Genomic DNA, 16,965 nt, shown 5'->3' with positions numbered 1-16,965 from the left:
GTTCGCCGCCCGCCCTCCGGTGCCCTCCCGGCATCGGCTGCCCGCGCGCAGGGATGCCCGCTCTTCGCTCCTCCCTTTCTGGGCATGGCCCGGACCACCTGTTCTCTCGTTCGAACCCCGCTGCCCCTGTGAGGGCGGCATCGACCTGGAAGGAGGCGGCGTGGCCGCCACACGAACCGCCCGTAAGAGGCCCCCCGCCCGCAAGAAGCCGGCGCCGGTGGCGACCGGCCCGGCTCCGCAGCCCACCGCCACCTCCCCCGACACCGTCCCGGTCCCGGCCGGGCCGGTGGCGGAGGTGACGGTGGATATGGAGGCGCTGGCCCTGGTCGCGGACGCCCGCGACCGGGCCACGGACGCCGCCGACCTGATCCGCGACACCGCCCGCATGGAGGCGCGCGTCCTGGTGGCCGGAGCCGAGACCCGCGCCCAGGGCCTCCTGACCGCCGCCGGCCGGGAGGCGGCCGTGCTGCGCACGGCCGCGGACGGTCACGCCCGCCAGGTGATGCGCGAGGTCGCCGAGGAAGCCGGGCGCAGGCTGGCCGAGTCCACCACCCGCACCAGCCTGCTGCGCACCGGCGCTGAGCAGGAGGCCCAGCAGATCCGCGACCAGGCGCACGCCGACGCGGCGCAGGCCAAGGTGGCCGCGCGTGCGGTCGCGGCCCGCCACCGTGCCAAGGCCGCACGGGCCGGCCGGGCCATCGAACGCCGCGCCCAGGAGCAAGCCGCCCGGATCCGCCACGACGCCGAGCAGGTGGCCCGGGGGCTGCTGGAGCAGGCCGCCGAGGAGGCGGCCGCTATTCGGGTCGACGCGCTCGGGGTGCTGGACCGGGCGCGGGTTGAGGCGGGCCAGCAGCTCGACGCTGCCCGTACCGAAGCCGAAGCACTGCACTCCCGCACCGTCCTGGAGCTCACCGTGCAGCGCGAGGAGACCGAGCAGGAGGTTGCCGCACTGCGGCAGAAGACCGTCCTGGAGGTGACCGCGCTGCGCGAGGACGCGGCGCGGGAGGTGGCCGGTGCGCGGGCGGCGGCTGCCGAGGACGCGGACCGGGTCCGTGGTGAGGCGGCGACTGACGCGGAGCAGGAGCTGCGCCGGGTGCGGGCGCAGGCGGCGCGGCTCGGTGAGGACGCCGCCCGGGAGCTGGAAGCGGCCCGTGAGGACGCGGACCGTACCCGGAAGCTGGCCGAGGAGGACGCCTCCCGCCAGCTGGCGACGGCGGCCGAGGATGCCGAACGGCTGACCCGCACGACGCGGGAGGAGGCCGAGCGGGTCCTGGCCGACGCCCGCACGAAGAGGACGTCGGACCTCCAGGAGGCGGAGGAGGCCCTGGCGCAGGCCCGGCTGCGGGAAGCCGACGCCGAGGTCACGCTGAAGGCCGCCGACGACCTGGTGGCCGAGGCCGCTGCCCGGATGACGCGGGCCACCGACCGCACCGAGCGGGCCCTGGAGCGCAAGCGGCTCAAGCGCCAGGCCCGACAGGAGCGCAGGGACGCGCAGGATGCCCGGAAGGCGAAAGCCCGCGAGGGCCAGCCCACCAAGGCGGCCCGGGCCCGGAAGTTCGTGAAGGTCAACGCGGAGAGGCTGCTGGTGATCGGTCCGATCACCGCGCCGATGGCGGTCGCGTGGACCGGGCAGGCCGGGTTCGCCGAGGACATCCTCGGCTGGGTCGTCCCCTTCACCATTTTGTTCGCCGCCGCCTGGGAACTGTCCACGGCGTTCGTCGGGTGGATGTATCACCAGGCCCGCCAGGGCGGCGACGCCGGAACCCTCTACCGCGTCAGCACGTGGATCTTCGCCCTCGGGGCTGCGGTCATGAACTTCTGGCACGCCTCCGGTGAGCCGGTGCCCGGCAGCCGCGTCTGGGACGACAAGGCCCAGGTGTGGACGGAGCAGATCACCTACTGGCACTTCACGCCGAAGGCCGTCGCGTTCGCCGCCATGTCGATCGTGGGGATGGTGCTGTGGGAGCTGTACGCGACGTTGATCCACCGGCGCAAGCTGCGTGAGGACGGACGGGTCGCCAAGGCGAGGCCGTCGATCGGGCTGGTCCGTTGGGCCCGCTACCCGGTCCACTCCTTCACCGCCTGGTCGCTGGCGATCACCGACGCGAACCTGACCACGCTGGACCGGGCGTGGACCGCGGCCGGTGCCCGGCTCGCGGACCGCGACGCGGTCCGGACCGCACGCCTCGCGGACCGGGAGGCGGTCCGGACCGGACGGGCCCTGCACCGTGTGGTCGTGCCCCGGGTCCGGACCGGCGACCACGGACCGGCAGCCATCCCCACCGTCCTCACCATCACCCGCGCGGACCGGTCCGGACCGGACCGGATTCCCTCCCCGGTCCGCCCGGTCCACTACGGCCCCTATCCGGTCCGCACCGGTCCGGACCAGGGGGACGCGGTCCATGGTCCGGTCCGGACCGCCGGAGCCGTGGACCGGACCGCCGGACCGGCGCTCGCCCTTGAGTCCGGTCCGGCCGGTCACACTGGCGCTGACCAGCGGACCCCGTCCGGTCCGGACCGGACCGGACGGTCCGTGCCCGCCGCCCACGGCGCACCTGCGGCGGCGAGGGTCACGGTCCGGACTGCCGACCCCGCCTCCGGACCGCAGGAGCCGGACCGGTCCGGACCGGTCCCCCGCCCGGGTGAGGACACAGGTTCCGGTCCGGACCGGGACGTGCAAGGCGGTCCGGACCTCACCGTCATCACGCTCACGGACCTGGAGCGGACCGCACTGGACCGGCTGCGGACCGCGAACCAGCCGCTGAACCGGACCACCATCGCCCACGCGGTCCGGACCGAGGGCGGGTCCATCTCCACGGACCGCGCCGGACAGATCTCCGTCGCCCTCAAACAGCACCCGGTCCACTGACCGGACCGCCGGACCGTCCGGTCCGGCGGTCCGGTCAGTGGACCTCGATCAGGTCCTGGCACCCATGGCCGCCACCAGCACCGCCCCCGACCTCCTGGCGGGCGGATCTGGTGACGGCCACGGCCGCCAGGCCGAAAAAAGCCGCTCCCGGCCCGCTTCCTACGGCCCGGCCAGGAGCGGCTTCTCCACGCACCCCCAACACCACGTCAGGAGCGGTATCACCATGGCCCTTTTCGGACTGATCGGCAACGACAAGAAGCTCGCACAGGACTACAGCGGGCCGTCCGCGAGTGAGATGGCGGCGCGCAAGCGACGCGCGAGGTACCACCGCACCGGCGCGACGAAGGCCGCCCGCCAGGGCCAGGCATGGGAGGACGCCGAGCGCGCCCGCCAGGACCGCGGCGGCTGGTGGAGTACCCGCTGACCAGCACGAACCCACACCCCCCGCACATTCCCGGAGGGCCGCACCGATACCCGGTGCGGCCCTCCGCCTCATTCGCATTCTGGAGCGCTCGTGCTGTTCGCCTGCCTGCACATCCGCCTTCCCCGCTGCCTGCGCCACCCGCGGTGCCTGGCCGATCCCCTGCTCACCGTCACCCGCCTCCCCAGCCACCCCATGCCCGCCCCGACACCGGCCCCACTCCCCACCACCACTGCGCTGCCCACCGGCTTCGTCCCCGCGTTTGCCGCCCCGGCCGCCCCGGGCCCGGACGTGAACGAGGCACGGGTGCGGGCCTGGCTCCACTACAACCAGTACGGCCGTAGCGACACCGTGACCAGCAGCGACGACCGGGGACGCCAGCGATGACCGACACCACCCAGGCCCGTCACGATCAGCCGATCGAACCCACCGTCGTCGAACTCTCCGGGGAGCGCACCGACACGACGCCTCCTCCCCCGCCGCCCATGGACGTGCCGGATCCGTTCCTGCCGCCGCCCCGGCGCAGGACCCCGCCCACGCCGCCTCCCGCGGGCCCCCCGGCCGTTCCTCCGCACTCGCCGCGGCCGGGCGGCGGTGTGGCGGCCATGGCACCCCCGGGGCCGGCGCCGGTCACCTACGTGACGAACCACTACTACCCGGTCGCCCCTGAGGTCCCCGCCCCTTCGCCCCGGTTCAGCCTGTCCCGCCTCAGCCCGGTACGGAACGGCACCGCCCTCGTCGCGGGCCTGACTCTGCTCCCGGTGTCCGGCAAGGTCTTCCACATCTGCGGGGACGAGCCCGGGGTCATGATGGCCGCCCTGGCCGTCGCCGGGATCCTGGAACTGCGCACCAGCCACGACCGTGTCCGGTCGTGGCTGGTGCGGGTCCTGACCTGCAACATCCTCGTCTCCACTGTGGCCACCCCGGCCGGCCTGCACCTGTACGGCTATCTCCTCACCGGGGTGTGGTCATGACCGGCGCCCAGACCATTGTTCTGACTGGCACCCTTCCCCTGGGCCTCCTGACCAGCCTGCTCCTCCGCAAGCACCGGGCGGCTCTGGCCTTCCTCCGGGTTCGGGCCGTCGGGGAAGCAGCCGCGCTCGGCATCGTGCTCGGTGCCCTCACCATGCTCGGCGCCGCCATCGTGTTCGGCACAGGCCCGCTGCTCGGCGGCCTGGACAGCCTCATGGCGTCCGTCGTGGCGGTGGCCCTGCCGTGAGCGTGACACCGGCCCAACTATCGCTCGGCGGCTTCGGCCTGGCGGCCGCGGTCCTGGTGCTCACGCTTGCCCGGTGGTGGCGCACCGGACGCGAAGCCCCCTCGGCGGCCGCCATCATCGGGGGTCTGGTGATCGGCCTGCTCAGCGCCCTGTGCTCCGGCGGTCTGCTCGGCTGGGCCGCCCGCCGCACCGTCACCACCCTCACCAACCCCCTCGGCAACGCCGTCGCCGGCACAGGCAGCAGTCGGCTGCTGCCCGAGACCGCGCCGTCCGGAATGAGCCCCGGCGGCGCCGTCGCCACGACCGTACTCCTGGCCGTCCTCGTACTCGCCTGGCGCTGCTGCGACAACCAACTGCGCCGCCAGATCACGGCCGGCGCTCTGGCCGGCTCGGCAGCCGGACTGACCACGGCGGCATCGGGCCTGGCCGCCCTCACCCTCATCCCGGCCGTGAACCACCTCGGCGACCAGATCACCGCCGCCCTGCCCTTCCAGTAACCCCTCTTCTTCCGTCCCTCATTTTTTCGTATGTGACCGGAGGTCACCGTGCTCAACCTGCCCACTTCCACCCTGACCGCCGGCGGCCTGGCCATCGGTCTCGCCATCCCGGTCCACTTCGCCGCCCACTGGCTCAAGGCCAACTTCAGGTCCAAGAAGAAGGACTGGAAGACCCTGATCCCCTTCGCCGGCGGCATGGCCTACGGGGGCATGGCCTCCATGTGCACCGGCGGCCTGATCGCCTTCGGTGCCGGGGCCATCACCTTGTTCGGGAACGGCGCCGGAAGCCTCGCGCTGTGGGGGATCACCGGCGGGGACGCCACCCGGGCCGTCCGCGCCACCCCGGTCGAGCTGACCGCCGACGGCAACATCCTGCTTTTCCTCCTGACCGTCGTCGTCTTCGGCCTGTGGAAGGCGATCAAGTCCGAGGAGAAGAAGCTCGCCAAACGCGGCATCGTCGCCGGTGTCCTGCTCGGCCTGTCCGCCGTCCTCGGCGGCGCGGTGGCCGCCACTGTGATCCCCACCGTCAACAACTTCGGGACGCAGCTCCTCGGAAACGTCGGCTGACCCCACTCCCCCACCGCCGTGTCCCGGCGCCATCGGTCGCCCGCACCCACCTCGCACCGCCCCTTTCCGCCTCTGGCGGCAGGGGCGGGCCGTGTGTGCGGACGGCCGTAACCGCCCGGCCCCCGGCCATCTGCCTGTCCATCCCGTGCCCCTGGAGGAGCACCGTGACATCCCGTCTGCCCGAACGGATCGTCGTCGACGCCGAATTCGTCGACGACGAGCCCACCACCAGTACCACCACCGACACCAACGCCGATGCCGCCGACCGTTCCGGTCTCGTCGCCCGCACCGCCACCTTCCTCAGCGCGGCCGCGCTCCGCGAGGCCACCGCCGTCCGCGAGGGCCTTAGCGTCCTCACGAACGAGCGCACAGGATGGTTCAACAGCACCCTGGTCACCGACGCCCACGTCCGCGTCGACCTCCTCAACGACCGGCACGCCGCCTGGCAGCAGGACCAGGCCCGCGAGGCACAGCGCCTGACGGAGAAGGCCGAAGCGCTGGAGAAGTCGGCCGACGAGAAGCTGGCCGAGGGCAGTACCGACGACGCCGACCCGGCCGACCATAAACGCGCCAGCAAGGGCGCCGAGGCGCTGCGCTCCGAGGCCGCCGCATGGCGCGAGCGCGTCCGGCAGATTGAGCTCCAGCCCTACACCGGACACCGCGAGCCCACCGCCGCGGAGCTCGCCACCCACCGCAAACGCATGGGAAACCGCCGCCGCTGGAAGTCCATTGCAGCCGGTGTGGCCGCCGGGTGGGGCATGCTCCAGTTCGGCGGCCCCACGCTCCTGGGCGGCCTCCTGAGCGGGCTGGTGGCCGTCGGCTGGGCGAAGGGACGGTTCACCACCTGGCGCGCAGCCCCGCCCGAGGCCCCCCAGCTCGACTACGCCGCCCCCGCAGCCCCGGTCACCGCGTCCGCGTCTGCCGCCGCGAGCCCTCCCGGCGCGGCCTTCATCCCCAATCAGGCCGCCCCGGCCGGGCCGGGGTTCACCAAACCGGCCGGGGCCGCCCCTGGCTTCACTGCCTCCTGGACACCGGCCGACACTCCTTCACCCGCCCCGGCCGAGCCCGTCGAGGGGGAGCTGGACTGCGAGGAGACCGATCAGCTCACCGAGGCGATGCTCGCCGCCGGAGCGATCAGCGGCGGCACCGTCCGCCTCACCCGGCCCGGCTCGATCACCCGAGTGCCGGGCGGATGGCTCGCGCACGTCCGCCTGCCCACGGGCGACGGAGTGACCGTGGAGACGGTCCTGCCCAAGCTCGGCCAGATCGCCGGAGAGATGGGCCTGGACCGCGCCCGCTTCTTCATGGACCCGGTCCACGCCTCCGCCGGCGGCAACGCCAAGACGATCGCCGTCGCCGCCTTCCAGGAAGACCCGTTCACCACGCCGCGGACCTCTCCCCTGGCCGACATGGAGTCGGTCGACGTCTGGACTGACGGCATTCCAGTGGCGTTCGACGCCTTCGGCGCCCTGGTCAACTTGGTGCTCAAGGACACCAGCCTGGCGCTCGGAGGGGCCTCCCGCTCCGGCAAGGGCGCGGCCCTGCGCGGCATCATCGCCGGCGCCCTGCTGGACCTGCGGGTGAACCTCCGCCTGGTCGACGGCAAAGCACCGGGGCAGGACCGCTGGAGGAACCTGGCCGCCACCTTCATCGACGAACCTGGCACCAAGGGCGCCAAGCGCACAAAGGCTCTGCTGGAGGCCCTGGTCGCCGACCTGGACCGCCGTGCCGCGATCCTCAAGCGGTACGGCATGGAACAGATCGACGACCCCGCCCTGATCGCCGAACTCGGCGGCCTTGAGCTCGTGGTCATCGACGAAGCCGCGGCCATCACCGGCGACCGCAAGCACGGTGCGGCGATTAAGGAGGCGCTCTCCTCGCTGGCGGCCCGTGGCCTCGCGTTCGGCATCATCCTCGTCATCGCCACCCAGGTCGTCACCAAGGGCGCCGACGGCGTCCTGCCCCGCCTGGTCACCGGCAACGTGACCTGGAAATGGGCGATGCGGGTCACCGAGACCACTGAGTCCAACATGGCACTCTCCCAGGGTGCGGCGAAGGCCGGCTGGGATGCCTCCACCCTCGACCCGGCGATCCGCGGCATGGGAATCCTCCTCGCTGACCGCTACCGCCGCATCCGCTCCCTCTGGCTCGACGGCCCCGACCTCCGCACCCTGATCGACACCATCACCCGCACCCGCACCGCCGCCGGACGGCTGCGCGGGCAGTGGACCGACCCGATCGAGGCGGCGATGCGCACCCACCACACCCCGCCGTCCGGACACACTGCATCCCAGCGACCGCCCACCCCGGTCGACGAGGACGAGGAGTTCGGCGAGGACCTGGACGACGAGATCGACTCCGACACCGAAGCCTGGGACAACGACGCCGACCTCCCCGATAGCAACGAGGACGACGAGTTCGTCTCCGCCGACGGCGTGCCCATCCTGCTGCTGCGCGCACACAAGACGGTGCTCGCCGCAGGAGGCCGGATGCACACCGGACCCCTCGCCCAGGCCCTCGGATACCAGGACTCGCGGAAGCTCGGAATCGCCCTCAACAACCTCCTCCGAGAGGTCGACGTCGAGCGCCCGGCAGGCGGCCAGCTCCGCGTCCCCGGCACCGACAAGCCCGGCCTCGGCTACTACGCCGAGACCCTCACCACCGCCATCGACAGATACCGAGGGTGACCACCGCACCCCATACAACCCCTACAGCGGCATCCCAGACACCTTGTCGGGGATGCCGCACCTGTATGGGGTCATGACCTGCGTGTATGGGTTGTCTGGGGTCAGAAGGGCCCCCAGAATCCCGCCCGGCGGACCCCAGACAACCCATACACACAGCCCCACCCCCGACAACCCCAACACCCCATACAACCTCACGCAAAGTCACCAACGAGAGAAGACGAAACACCTCGACCCCAGCGCTGAATCCACCCCGCCCCGCCAACACGCCGCACAGAAATGGGCGCTGGACCGGACCATGGCCGCGAGGCCCACCTGCCCCCAGCGCTGCCGGAGGTACTACTTCCGCCAACCCCTACGCACCGTCGGCTGCTGCGACCCGTGCGCCCAGGGCTACGAGCCCACCCCCGGCACCTACGTCACCACCACCACGCCGGTCACGCACCGGCTGGCCGCCTGAACACCCACCTTCGAAGGAGCGATCACCATGACCGAGACCCTCACGCCGCCCGCCATCAGCCCGGCGGCCGGCTCTCCGCTGGCCCTCCTGTTCGACATCGTCGCCACCACCGCCCGCCTCACCACGGACGAGGAGCGCGACGGGGCGGAGACCGCGGCCGCCGACCACGTCTACACCGCCTACCCCGACACCCTCGGCCAGGCGGTGGACCACGACACGTGGACCGGCTACCCCGCCCTGCGCGACAACGGGTTCGAGCCGAGCGCGGTGGCCAACATGAGCGGCGGCCTGTGGCTGCACCACACCGTCACCGACGACGCCGACTACCGCGACGTCCTCACCCTGCTCGTTCCCTGCGCCTGCGAGCGCGGATACGTCGGCTGGCAGCTGGAGGACGAGAACGACCTGCTGGAGATCCTCACCGAACTGCGACGCAACGACGGCCACACCGTGCACGACGGCGACAGCGGCGGCCCGCACTGCGCCAGCACGCCCCTGCCGTCGCGGGGCCGAGCGGACGCGTAGCCACACACCCGGCATCTCGCCCCGCCCGGCCTTGCCGGACGTCGCACCCCCCCCGTTCCGACACGACACCGCCCCGGCCACACAGGCCGGGGCGGGCTTCAAAACGACCGCAGCATCAGCCAAGCACCTGCTGGCCACCTGATCCGAGAGGACACCCACCCCATGACCACTGCCATCCGCGCCTCCGCCTTCACCGAGCCCGACCGCCCCAACGACCTGCTGATCCGGTTCATCACCACCGGCGCCTCGTTCGTCGACGTGACCGGCACCGGCGAGCACTCCCGGGACAACCGCTGGCACTGCACCGGCTGCGGCGACTCCTCCGACTGCCCGGACCAGGACTTCCTGTTCCGTATCCGGCCCGACGCCAACAACCACGCCACCACTTGCCGCGCCATCCCGCTCAGGTGACCGTTCGCCGTCTGCGGGCCGCCTTCCTGCTCGCCGCCGCCCTCCCTCTCACCGCGACGACGGCAGCCGTCGTGCTCAAGGCCCGCCACCTCACGCTGTACGCCGACCGGCACCGCATCCACCTCACGCCCGTCGCCCGCCGCTCCTGCCCCGACTGCCGGGGCGAGGGCGGCTGGTGGACCGGCGGGCCGTTCCCGGAGACGGAGACGTGCGGCTGCTGGTCCGAGCGACGAGAGCTCCGTATTCGGCTCCTGCCCGTCCCGGCCTGGAACGAGCCGCCCTTCTGAACACCACCGCCCCCGGCCGGGAGCGTCGAAGAGGGCTGGCGAGGGAGGTGAGTCCCTGGGGGCTTTACCGCGGTAAAGCCCCGGAAGGAGACACGCGGGATGCAACTAACGTCTAAATACTTCAGAGGATCATGGACGTTAGTAGGGTGTCCCCTATGAGCTCTCCAGCCGGCGACCGCCCGAAGGTCGTATCGAAGCTGCCCGGATCACTCCGGCAGACCCTGAAAGTTCGCGCCGCCCAACACGGCGTTGAGATCCAGACCGCAGTCGAGCAAGGCATCAACGCGTGGTGCAACCTGGCCGCCAGCCTCGGCACCGTCGATACGCGCGGTGCCGACTCCTTCGCCACGTTCCTCCCTGACGGCCTGTGGGACACCTTCCGGGAGACGACAGCCGACCGCGGCGTCTCGCTCATCCAGGGACTGGCCCAGTCCGTCCAGCTGTGGCTCGACACCAACCCCGCCCCCGACATCGAACGTCCCGAGATCAGCCGCCGGATCGTCGTCTGCAATCAGAAGGGCGGTGTCGGTAAAACCGCAATCACTGCGGGCACTGGCGAAGCGATGGCAGAGGACTCCAACGCCCTCCACCCCGTGCGTATTGCCAAACAGCTTGCTGCGGCCTCCGGGGAGGAAGGCCCGCTCGAGGTTGAAAACCTGCCCGGCCTGGGCCTGCGGGTCCTCCTCGTCGACTTCGACCCTCAGTGCCACCTCACCAACCAACTCGGCGCCACCCCGCTCCCCATGACCGGTGACAGCCTCACCAACCACATGGCCGGCGACCCCAAGGGCGATCTCCGCGACCTCGTCGTCTCCGTCGAGGAAGACACTTTCGGCGGACGCCTCCACCTCCTGCCCGCATGCAACGACGCGTTCCTCCTCGACGTACGCCTCTCCGCAGTCCGCGCACGCGAAGCCGCCCTCGAACGCGCCCTCGCACCACTCGAAGCGGACTACGACGTCATCATCGTGGACTGCCCGCCCAGCCTCGGACTCAGCATGGACGCCGCTGCCTACTACGGCCGCCGCCGCGACGGAGAAGCCCCCGGCCAGTCCGGCGCCCTGATCGTGGTCCAGGCAGAGGACAGCAGCGCCGACGCCTACGAACTCCTCACCACCCAGTTCGAAGACCTTCGCGGCGACTTGGCCATCGTCATCGACTACCTCGGCATCGTCGTCAATCTGTACGACGGGCGCCGCGGATACATCGCCACCTCCTCCCTCCAAGGCTGGGTAGACATAAAGGATCCGCGCGTTGTCGGCCTCGTCGGCGATCTGAAGGAGCAGAAGGAAGCGGTCCGCGTGAAGCGCCCGCTGCTCTCTTACGCACCACGCAGCCAGCAGGCCGTGGCCATGCGTGCACTCGCACGGGAGATCTCATGAGCAAGGCCGACGAACTCGGTGCCGGCCGATTCGCCAATACTCAGGGGGTCAGCGCCCGCCGGGCGGCTGTCGCTGCCGCCACCGGAGCAGCAACCGTCGGGGCTCCCGATAGTCGGCTGCGGACCATCCCACTTGAGCAGTTGGTTCCGACCCGGTTCAACCCGCGCCGCAACTTCGGTGGCAAGAAGGAACTCCTCGAGTTCGGGCTGAAGGTCAAGAAGAAGCAGTTGGCGCCAGCTGTTGCCGTCACACGGGACGCGTACCTCATGCTGTGGGAAGAGGAAGCCGACAGCGTAGGAACGGCCCGCTACGTCATCGCCAACGGGGAGAGGCGCTTCCGCGGCTCCAAAGAGGCCGGGAGCGGAACCCTCGAAGTCATTGTCGACGACAGCATCGCCGAGTCCCGCGCGACCTTCCTCGACGCGGTCCTTTCCGAGAACAACGACCGGGAAGACCTCGACCCGATCGAACGGGCCCTGGGTATCCAGACCATGGTTGAGCAGCTCGGCGGCAACGCCGAAGTTGCCAAGCACTACGAGAAGTCCGGCGGCTGGGTGACCCAGCAGATGTATCTCCTCAACCTCGCCCCGGAACTGCAGGCTCTTGTAAGCAGCGGGGACTTGCCCGTCCGCGAGACACGCACCCTGGTGAAGCTGCCGCCTGACAGACAGCTGAGCACCTGGCAGAACCGCGTACTGGAGCGGGAGAAGGAGAAAGAGCGTCCCAGGACCCGCCGGCCCTCGCCCACCAACCAGAAGCCATCGACACCCCAGCTGGCCGACGGCTTTACCGCGGTAAAGCCGCTGACCGAACCGGACACCCATGCCGACAATGGGCAGCAGGTAGGGAGTGCGGCACCCAAGGTCCGGGAGGGGAACCCTTCGCAGCACCCGTCCTCCAGCGGATCGGTCACAGAGGAGCGCCAGGATGAAGGCGAAGCGACTCTGCCGGAACCTCGGCGAAGCCACTTCGATGATTCGGCGACAACGGTTGAGCAGACACCAGAGTCGAGCGTGGACGTTGGCGATGACCGAGCTGGCGCGACCTGGCAGCTTCCGCCCGGAGGCTGGGAGCCGACATTCAATGCGGTGGTTGCGCAGATGGGGGAGTTCGACCGCCACATGCTGACGGGAGCACTCAACAAACTGAGGGATCAGGAGCTGGGCAGCGAATCGTCCCAGAACACATCTACTTGATGGAGCGCTGCGCCCCGCTCCCCTATTGCTGTGGGGGCGGGGCGGCTCTGTCACACGCCCAGGAGCCCGGTGTGCAACAGGCGCCCGGGACGGGCACCCACTGGACGAGTCGCACGACTCCACCGAAGAGCCCAGAGATCCCGGAACCCCAGCACGTCGGCTTACTGGCGTGCTCGGCAATGTTCGCTACAGGAGACGGCCTGCTGCGATGCTCGGCATCCGATCCCGTCTTCCTCTTTTTGGAGAGCAGCGTGGAGCTGAGCGCCACCGGCGAACCTGTCGTTACGCATGAGGACAGCCAAGTGGAGGTCGGCCTCGACCTCCAGATGGGCACGCTCGTCCTCACCCAGGACGGCGCGGATCTCGTGGTCTACCACGCACTGGTGGAGTTTGCGTCGCCCGGAGAGCAGCCCTGGACGGCGCAGCACGTCAAGTTCTCGGCTAAGGGGCCGGACGGCGCATCCGTGTCGCTGGTCGTAGATCTTCTCAACGATGCCTGCGACGGGCCCGGGGGTGGCATTTCCGAAGTGATCTGGCGGGTGGTGGCCCTCGCCGCGACGTCGGCCGGTGATGTCGGCATCACCTATGCGCCTCCCGTGCCCTAGCCGGGACTTGGGTATCAACATTCACTGGCACAGGTCACTGGCTCTCCCCGCCCTGCATCGAGCCCATTGGTCACGACCGGGCGGGGGAGTGTGATCGGTCGCGGGCTTTAGTGTGCGCCTAGCCGGTTGTCGGGCGGGTGGTTCCGCCGGTGCGGCCCGTACCGGCGGCCGTCTGGCCGTCCCTGGTAGTACGTGGTCGCCAGCTGACGAACACGTGCTGGTCGGCTGTGTCGATCGGTGCGCTGAAGGGGTCGGCTTCGCCGGTCAGGACCGCCACGCAGAACGCCGCCATACCTCCGTCGAAGATGCTCCAGGTGTCTTTCCCTTGAGGTGTTTGCCTCCGGAAGACGGCCACCCGCCAGTCGTCGGGAGCGCCTTCGCGCAGCCAGAACGCGACATCGCTGCTCGCGGAGCCCGCGAAGGGCAGGAGTGGTGGCAGGTCTTTTCCCGGCAGGTGGGATACGAGTTCACGGCGGTCCGAGTCGTGAAGCGTGGGGTTGAGCTTGTCCAGGAGGTCTCCGTAGGGGGAGCCGGGGACCGGGGGCGTGTCCACGGAGAAGTAGTCATCGATCTCGCCGCCGCCGTACGTTTCCACGAATTCGCGGTAGTCGGCGGGGAACCGGACGTGGGTTTGCTGCTCGATCGTCTCCCAGTCCACTGTGTCGCCCCCGGAGTCAGGGGGCGGGAGCAGGGCAAGCAGACGGGCGACGGCGGGGTGCGGCATGGCGGGTCCAATCGGGGTCGGGTGCGTCTCCGTGTTCACGGCTGTCCCGCCAGGGGGACGTCGGCACCGGTTTCGCTGTGGATTACGGTGCCCAGGTTCTTCCATCCCTGGCCGGCGGTGTAGATGAGGTTCGAGATGGTGGTGCTGTCGCTTCCCGTGTAGTGCCCGTCCGTGTCCCACGCGGTGTAGGACATGTCGAACTCATACGGTGCGGTTCGTTCGCCGCGGTACTTCGGCGTCACCGTGTACCGCACGACATGCTTGGAATTGGTGAGGGACCGGACGGTGTTTTCGAAGTTGTGCATGCTGTCGATCGCGGGAAGCGGTTCAGTGGGTTTGCCGACGTAGGAATTGGCGTCAGATCCGCAGGTCGCCAGGTTGGCGAGGTCGGTGCCTGAGCCGCTCAGTTGCGCCGCCAGCAGGTGGCAAGCGTTGACGTCGCTGACTCGACCGCCCAGATAGCCGGCGTAGCTTCGTGCCCAGTTGTAGCCAGGCGGGACGATTCCCTTTCCCCTCTTGGGATCGGTGCGTGTACCGGGATGGGTGTCGATCCACGCCTTGTCCAGGCAGGCGTTCATCGTGGTGGCCCGGTTGCCGTGGGCGGCGTCTCGGGTGCCCGGGGCCACCCATCCCATGCCCTGAACGCGGCAGTCAGGCGAGTGGCTGTCATGGATATCGGGCCGGTCCGTGGCCTGTTCCGCGGCTTTGTGGGCGTTTTCGATGATGTGGTTGAGCCGGTCGTACGTGCTCCGCGCCTGTTGCGCCCGGTCCCGGAACTTAGGCAGTTCTTTGGCGACGTGCTTGACGGATTTGGTGATCTTGTAGCTCTTCTTGAACACGCCGACGCCGAGGAGGGTGGTGCCAGCGTCGGCGGCTACTTCGAGGCAGCTGGAGAAGTCGTGGTCCTCGACGCACTCCAGGGTCGCTGTGACGCCGAAGGTGTCGAGGAGGATCTGGCCTTCGTTGTCCTGGAGCCAGTCGGTGAGGCTGGTCTCGAGGAGCTTCTTGGCGTCGCGGTATTCCTTGACGCAGTCCCGGCCTGTTTCGCAGTTCTGGGCGAGGAGTTGTTCGTCCTGGCGCTGTTGTGCGACGTCGGCGGCTCCGCCGATGCGTGTCCAGTCGCTGCTCGTCCCGTTCCACCGGTAGGTGGTGGCGAGGTCGGGGGAGAGGCCGTAGAGCTGGGTGTCGCTGACCGCGAATGTGCTGCCTCGGCCGCCGATTTCCGTCCACTGCCCTGGGGCGCCGTTGTACTTGCTGATGTTTCCGCTGGCAGGGTTGGTAGCGAAGAGTCCGGAACCGCCCGCATACAGATCTGTGGCCGCTTCGCCGATCTTCGTCCAGTCGGTGTTCTTCCCGGTCCATTCGTAGACGCCGGTGTGGTCGGGGTTGATGGCGTAGACGTGATCGCCGCCGACGGCGAACGTGGCACCGGGGCCGCCGATCCGGGTCCACCTGTCGGGCTTGCCTCCGTACTTGTAGAGATCGCCGGTGTCGGGGTTGGTCGCGAAGAGTCCGGCCCGTCCGGCGTAGATATTCTTCGCGGGGCCGCCGATGGTGGTCCAGGTGTCGCCGTGCCATTCCCCGATGCCGTCCGATGTGAGCCGGTAGAGGCGCGTGCCGGTGACGGCGAAGTGGCCGCTGGCGCCGCCGATCGGATCCCAACTGGCGCTCGTGGGGTTGTACTTCCTGACCTGCTCGGTGTCTGGGCCGGTCATGAAGACACCCGCACCCCCGGCGTAGACGGCGTTCGCGGAGCCGCTGATCGGTGTCCATCCGTCGCTGCCGCGTTGCCAGATGGCGCTGTTATCGGCGGCGAGGGTGTAGAGGTCGTCCTGGGCGGTGACGGCCATTCGGACGGTGTGTTCGTTCACCGTGTCGGCCGGTGCGGTGGGCTGGACCCGTGCCGGGGTGATCTCTCGCTGACCGGACTCGCCCTGCAGGGGTGCTTCGGGTTCCGCAGCGGCCGGGCCTTCCGCGGGTTCAGGCGCGTCCGACGAAGCCGGGGCGGGAACGACTTCCTGCGGCTGGGGTGCAGCCGACGTACTCTCCTGCGGCTGTGGCCGGGCGGGCGGGGGAGTTTCCTTCGCGGGGGGAGGGGCCGGAGGGGTCGTGGGTGCGCCGAGCGGTGCCCAGTCGGTTGCGGTGCCGGTCCATTGCAGGACTGAGGTGTGGTTGGTGGCGAGGCCGTAGAGGTGGGTGTCGCTGACCGCGAAGCCTGCACCGGGTTTGCCGGCCTTGGTCCAGACGTCGGGCTTTCCGTCGTACTTGCTGAGTTGCCCCGTTGCGGGATCGGTGGCGAAGAGGCCGGCGCCGCCGGCGTAGAGCTCCTGGGCGGGGCCGCCGACCCGGCTCCAGTCGGTGCCGTGCCCGGCCCATTCGTAGACGGCCGTGCGGTCGGCGGCGATGCCGTAGAGGCGGTCGCCGGTGACGGCGAAGCCAGCACCGGGTTCACCGATCTGTGTCCAGGTTTCTGGGGTGCCCTCGTACTTGAAGATCTTGCCGTCGGGGCCGGTGGCGAAGAGCCCGGCTCCGCCTGCGTCGAGATCGTTGGCTGGCCCGCCGACCTTGGTCCAGTCGGTGCCGGTGCCAGCCCATTCGTAGACAGCTGTGCGGTCGGGATTCAGCGCGTAGAGCCGGTCGCCGGTGACAGCGAAGTCCGCCCCGGGTTCACCGATCTGCGACCAGGCGTCGGGTGCGCCGTCGTACTTGAGGATCTTGCCGGTGTCTGGGGCAGTCGCGAAGAGTCCGGCCCCGCCGGCGTACAGGTCCTTGGCAGGGCCGCCGACCTTGGTCCAGTCGGTGCCCTGGCCGTTCCACCGGTAGACCGCGGAGTGGTCGGCGGCCAGCCCGTACAGGTGGTCGTCTCCGGTCGCGGTCACCGACCCCAGTGCGACAGGGGCCATGGCTGCTGGTTCGTCGGCCAGAGCGGGGAAGGACGAAAGGAACCCGGCGGCGATCGCGCCAGCCACGATGACACCGATGCGACGCAGAACCGCTGGGGGTTTGTCAGGTCCGGACCGCCGGGGCCGGCCCCGGAAAGGAAGACAGATCACAGGATGCTCCACAGTTTGTCTGGGAAGTGCTGGAGACCCACCGTGTGACCTGGTCTGATTGTCCA

The 16,965-nt window shown here is 70.1% G+C and carries 17 protein-coding genes; 15 read left to right on the top strand and 2 right to left on the bottom strand.

Annotated elements, in window-relative coordinates; translation table 11 throughout:
- Window positions 1–160: 160 nt before the first annotated feature.
- From RLT59_RS37930 to RLT59_RS37860, 15 genes are all read left to right on the top strand, one after another.
- Window positions 161–2,869 (top strand): hypothetical protein, encoded by a 2,709-nt coding sequence (locus RLT59_RS37930; protein ID WP_311308037.1) that lies wholly within the window; start codon window positions 161–163, stop codon window positions 2,867–2,869.
- A gap of 64 nt (window positions 2,870–2,933) precedes the next feature.
- The gene (locus RLT59_RS37925) at window positions 2,934–3,293 is read left to right on the top strand and encodes a hypothetical protein (protein WP_311308036.1); all 360 of its coding nucleotides are present in this window, start codon (window positions 2,934–2,936) and stop codon (window positions 3,291–3,293) included.
- Window positions 3,294–3,383: 90 nt separating this feature from the next.
- Complete coding sequence (locus RLT59_RS37920) at window positions 3,384–3,677, top strand: hypothetical protein (protein WP_311308035.1); 294 nt, start codon at window positions 3,384–3,386, stop codon at window positions 3,675–3,677.
- Window positions 3,674–4,264 carry a hypothetical protein gene (locus RLT59_RS37915; RefSeq protein WP_311308034.1) on the top strand — a complete coding sequence of 197 codons (591 nt, stop codon included), beginning with the start codon at window positions 3,674–3,676 and terminating at the stop codon, window positions 4,262–4,264. The genes RLT59_RS37920 and RLT59_RS37915 overlap by 4 nt, the downstream gene beginning before the upstream one ends.
- A complete protein-coding gene (locus RLT59_RS37910) occupies window positions 4,261–4,509 on the top strand; it encodes a hypothetical protein (RefSeq protein ID WP_311308033.1) in 249 nt (82 codons plus the stop codon). Before RLT59_RS37915 ends, RLT59_RS37910 begins: the two co-directional genes overlap by 4 nt.
- The gene (locus RLT59_RS37905; RefSeq protein ID WP_311308032.1) at window positions 4,506–5,006 is read left to right on the top strand and encodes a hypothetical protein; all 501 of its coding nucleotides are present in this window, start codon (window positions 4,506–4,508) and stop codon (window positions 5,004–5,006) included. Before RLT59_RS37910 ends, RLT59_RS37905 begins: the two co-directional genes overlap by 4 nt.
- A 48-nt stretch (window positions 5,007–5,054) precedes the next feature.
- Entirely contained in the window at window positions 5,055–5,573 is a 519-nt protein-coding gene (locus tag RLT59_RS37900) for a hypothetical protein (RefSeq protein WP_311308031.1), read from the top strand.
- A 164-nt stretch (window positions 5,574–5,737) separates the two neighbouring features.
- On the top strand, window positions 5,738–8,260 hold the full coding sequence (locus RLT59_RS37895) for an FtsK/SpoIIIE domain-containing protein (RefSeq protein ID WP_311308030.1): 2,523 nt from the start codon (window positions 5,738–5,740) through the stop codon (window positions 8,258–8,260).
- A gap of 295 nt (window positions 8,261–8,555) precedes the next feature.
- Complete coding sequence (locus tag RLT59_RS37890; protein WP_311308029.1) at window positions 8,556–8,717, top strand: hypothetical protein; 162 nt, start codon at window positions 8,556–8,558, stop codon at window positions 8,715–8,717.
- 27 nt (window positions 8,718–8,744) lie between these two features.
- Window positions 8,745–9,242: a hypothetical protein gene (locus RLT59_RS37885; RefSeq protein WP_311308028.1), complete on the top strand. Its 498-nt coding sequence runs from the start codon at window positions 8,745–8,747 to the stop codon at window positions 9,240–9,242.
- Window positions 9,243–9,404: 162 nt separating this feature from the next.
- Window positions 9,405–9,653: a hypothetical protein gene (locus tag RLT59_RS37880; protein ID WP_311308027.1), complete on the top strand. Its 249-nt coding sequence runs from the start codon at window positions 9,405–9,407 to the stop codon at window positions 9,651–9,653.
- Window positions 9,650–9,940, top strand: coding sequence for a hypothetical protein (locus tag RLT59_RS37875; RefSeq protein WP_311308026.1), 291 nt, complete (start codon window positions 9,650–9,652; stop codon window positions 9,938–9,940). The genes RLT59_RS37880 and RLT59_RS37875 overlap by 4 nt, the downstream gene beginning before the upstream one ends.
- A gap of 155 nt (window positions 9,941–10,095) precedes the next feature.
- Window positions 10,096–11,322 carry a ParA family protein gene (locus RLT59_RS37870; protein ID WP_311308025.1) on the top strand — a complete coding sequence of 409 codons (1,227 nt, stop codon included), beginning with the start codon at window positions 10,096–10,098 and terminating at the stop codon, window positions 11,320–11,322.
- The gene (locus tag RLT59_RS37865) at window positions 11,319–12,518 is read left to right on the top strand and encodes a ParB/RepB/Spo0J family partition protein (protein ID WP_311308024.1); all 1,200 of its coding nucleotides are present in this window, start codon (window positions 11,319–11,321) and stop codon (window positions 12,516–12,518) included. Before RLT59_RS37870 ends, RLT59_RS37865 begins: the two co-directional genes overlap by 4 nt.
- 251 nt (window positions 12,519–12,769) lie before the next feature.
- The gene (locus RLT59_RS37860) at window positions 12,770–13,123 is read left to right on the top strand and encodes a hypothetical protein (protein WP_311308023.1); all 354 of its coding nucleotides are present in this window, start codon (window positions 12,770–12,772) and stop codon (window positions 13,121–13,123) included.
- 118 nt (window positions 13,124–13,241) lie between these two features.
- On the opposite strand, the gene RLT59_RS37855 is transcribed toward RLT59_RS37860, so the two are convergent.
- Both RLT59_RS37855 and RLT59_RS37850 read right to left on the bottom strand, forming a co-directional pair.
- A complete protein-coding gene (locus tag RLT59_RS37855) occupies window positions 13,242–13,847 on the bottom strand; it encodes an SMI1/KNR4 family protein (RefSeq protein ID WP_311308022.1) in 606 nt (201 codons plus the stop codon).
- Window positions 13,848–13,882: 35 nt separating this feature from the next.
- Window positions 13,883–16,816 (bottom strand): DNA/RNA non-specific endonuclease, encoded by a 2,934-nt coding sequence (locus tag RLT59_RS37850; RefSeq protein ID WP_311308021.1) that lies wholly within the window; start codon window positions 16,814–16,816, stop codon window positions 13,883–13,885.
- Between the last annotated feature and the right edge of the window lie 149 nt (window positions 16,817–16,965).

The organism is Streptomyces sp. ITFR-6 (assembly GCF_031844725.1).
In the GTDB taxonomy this organism is placed as follows: Bacteria; Actinomycetota; Actinomycetes; order Streptomycetales; family Streptomycetaceae; genus Streptomyces.
The sequence above is the reverse complement of the archived record's forward strand: the minus strand, read 5'-3'. Positions and strand labels throughout refer to the sequence as shown.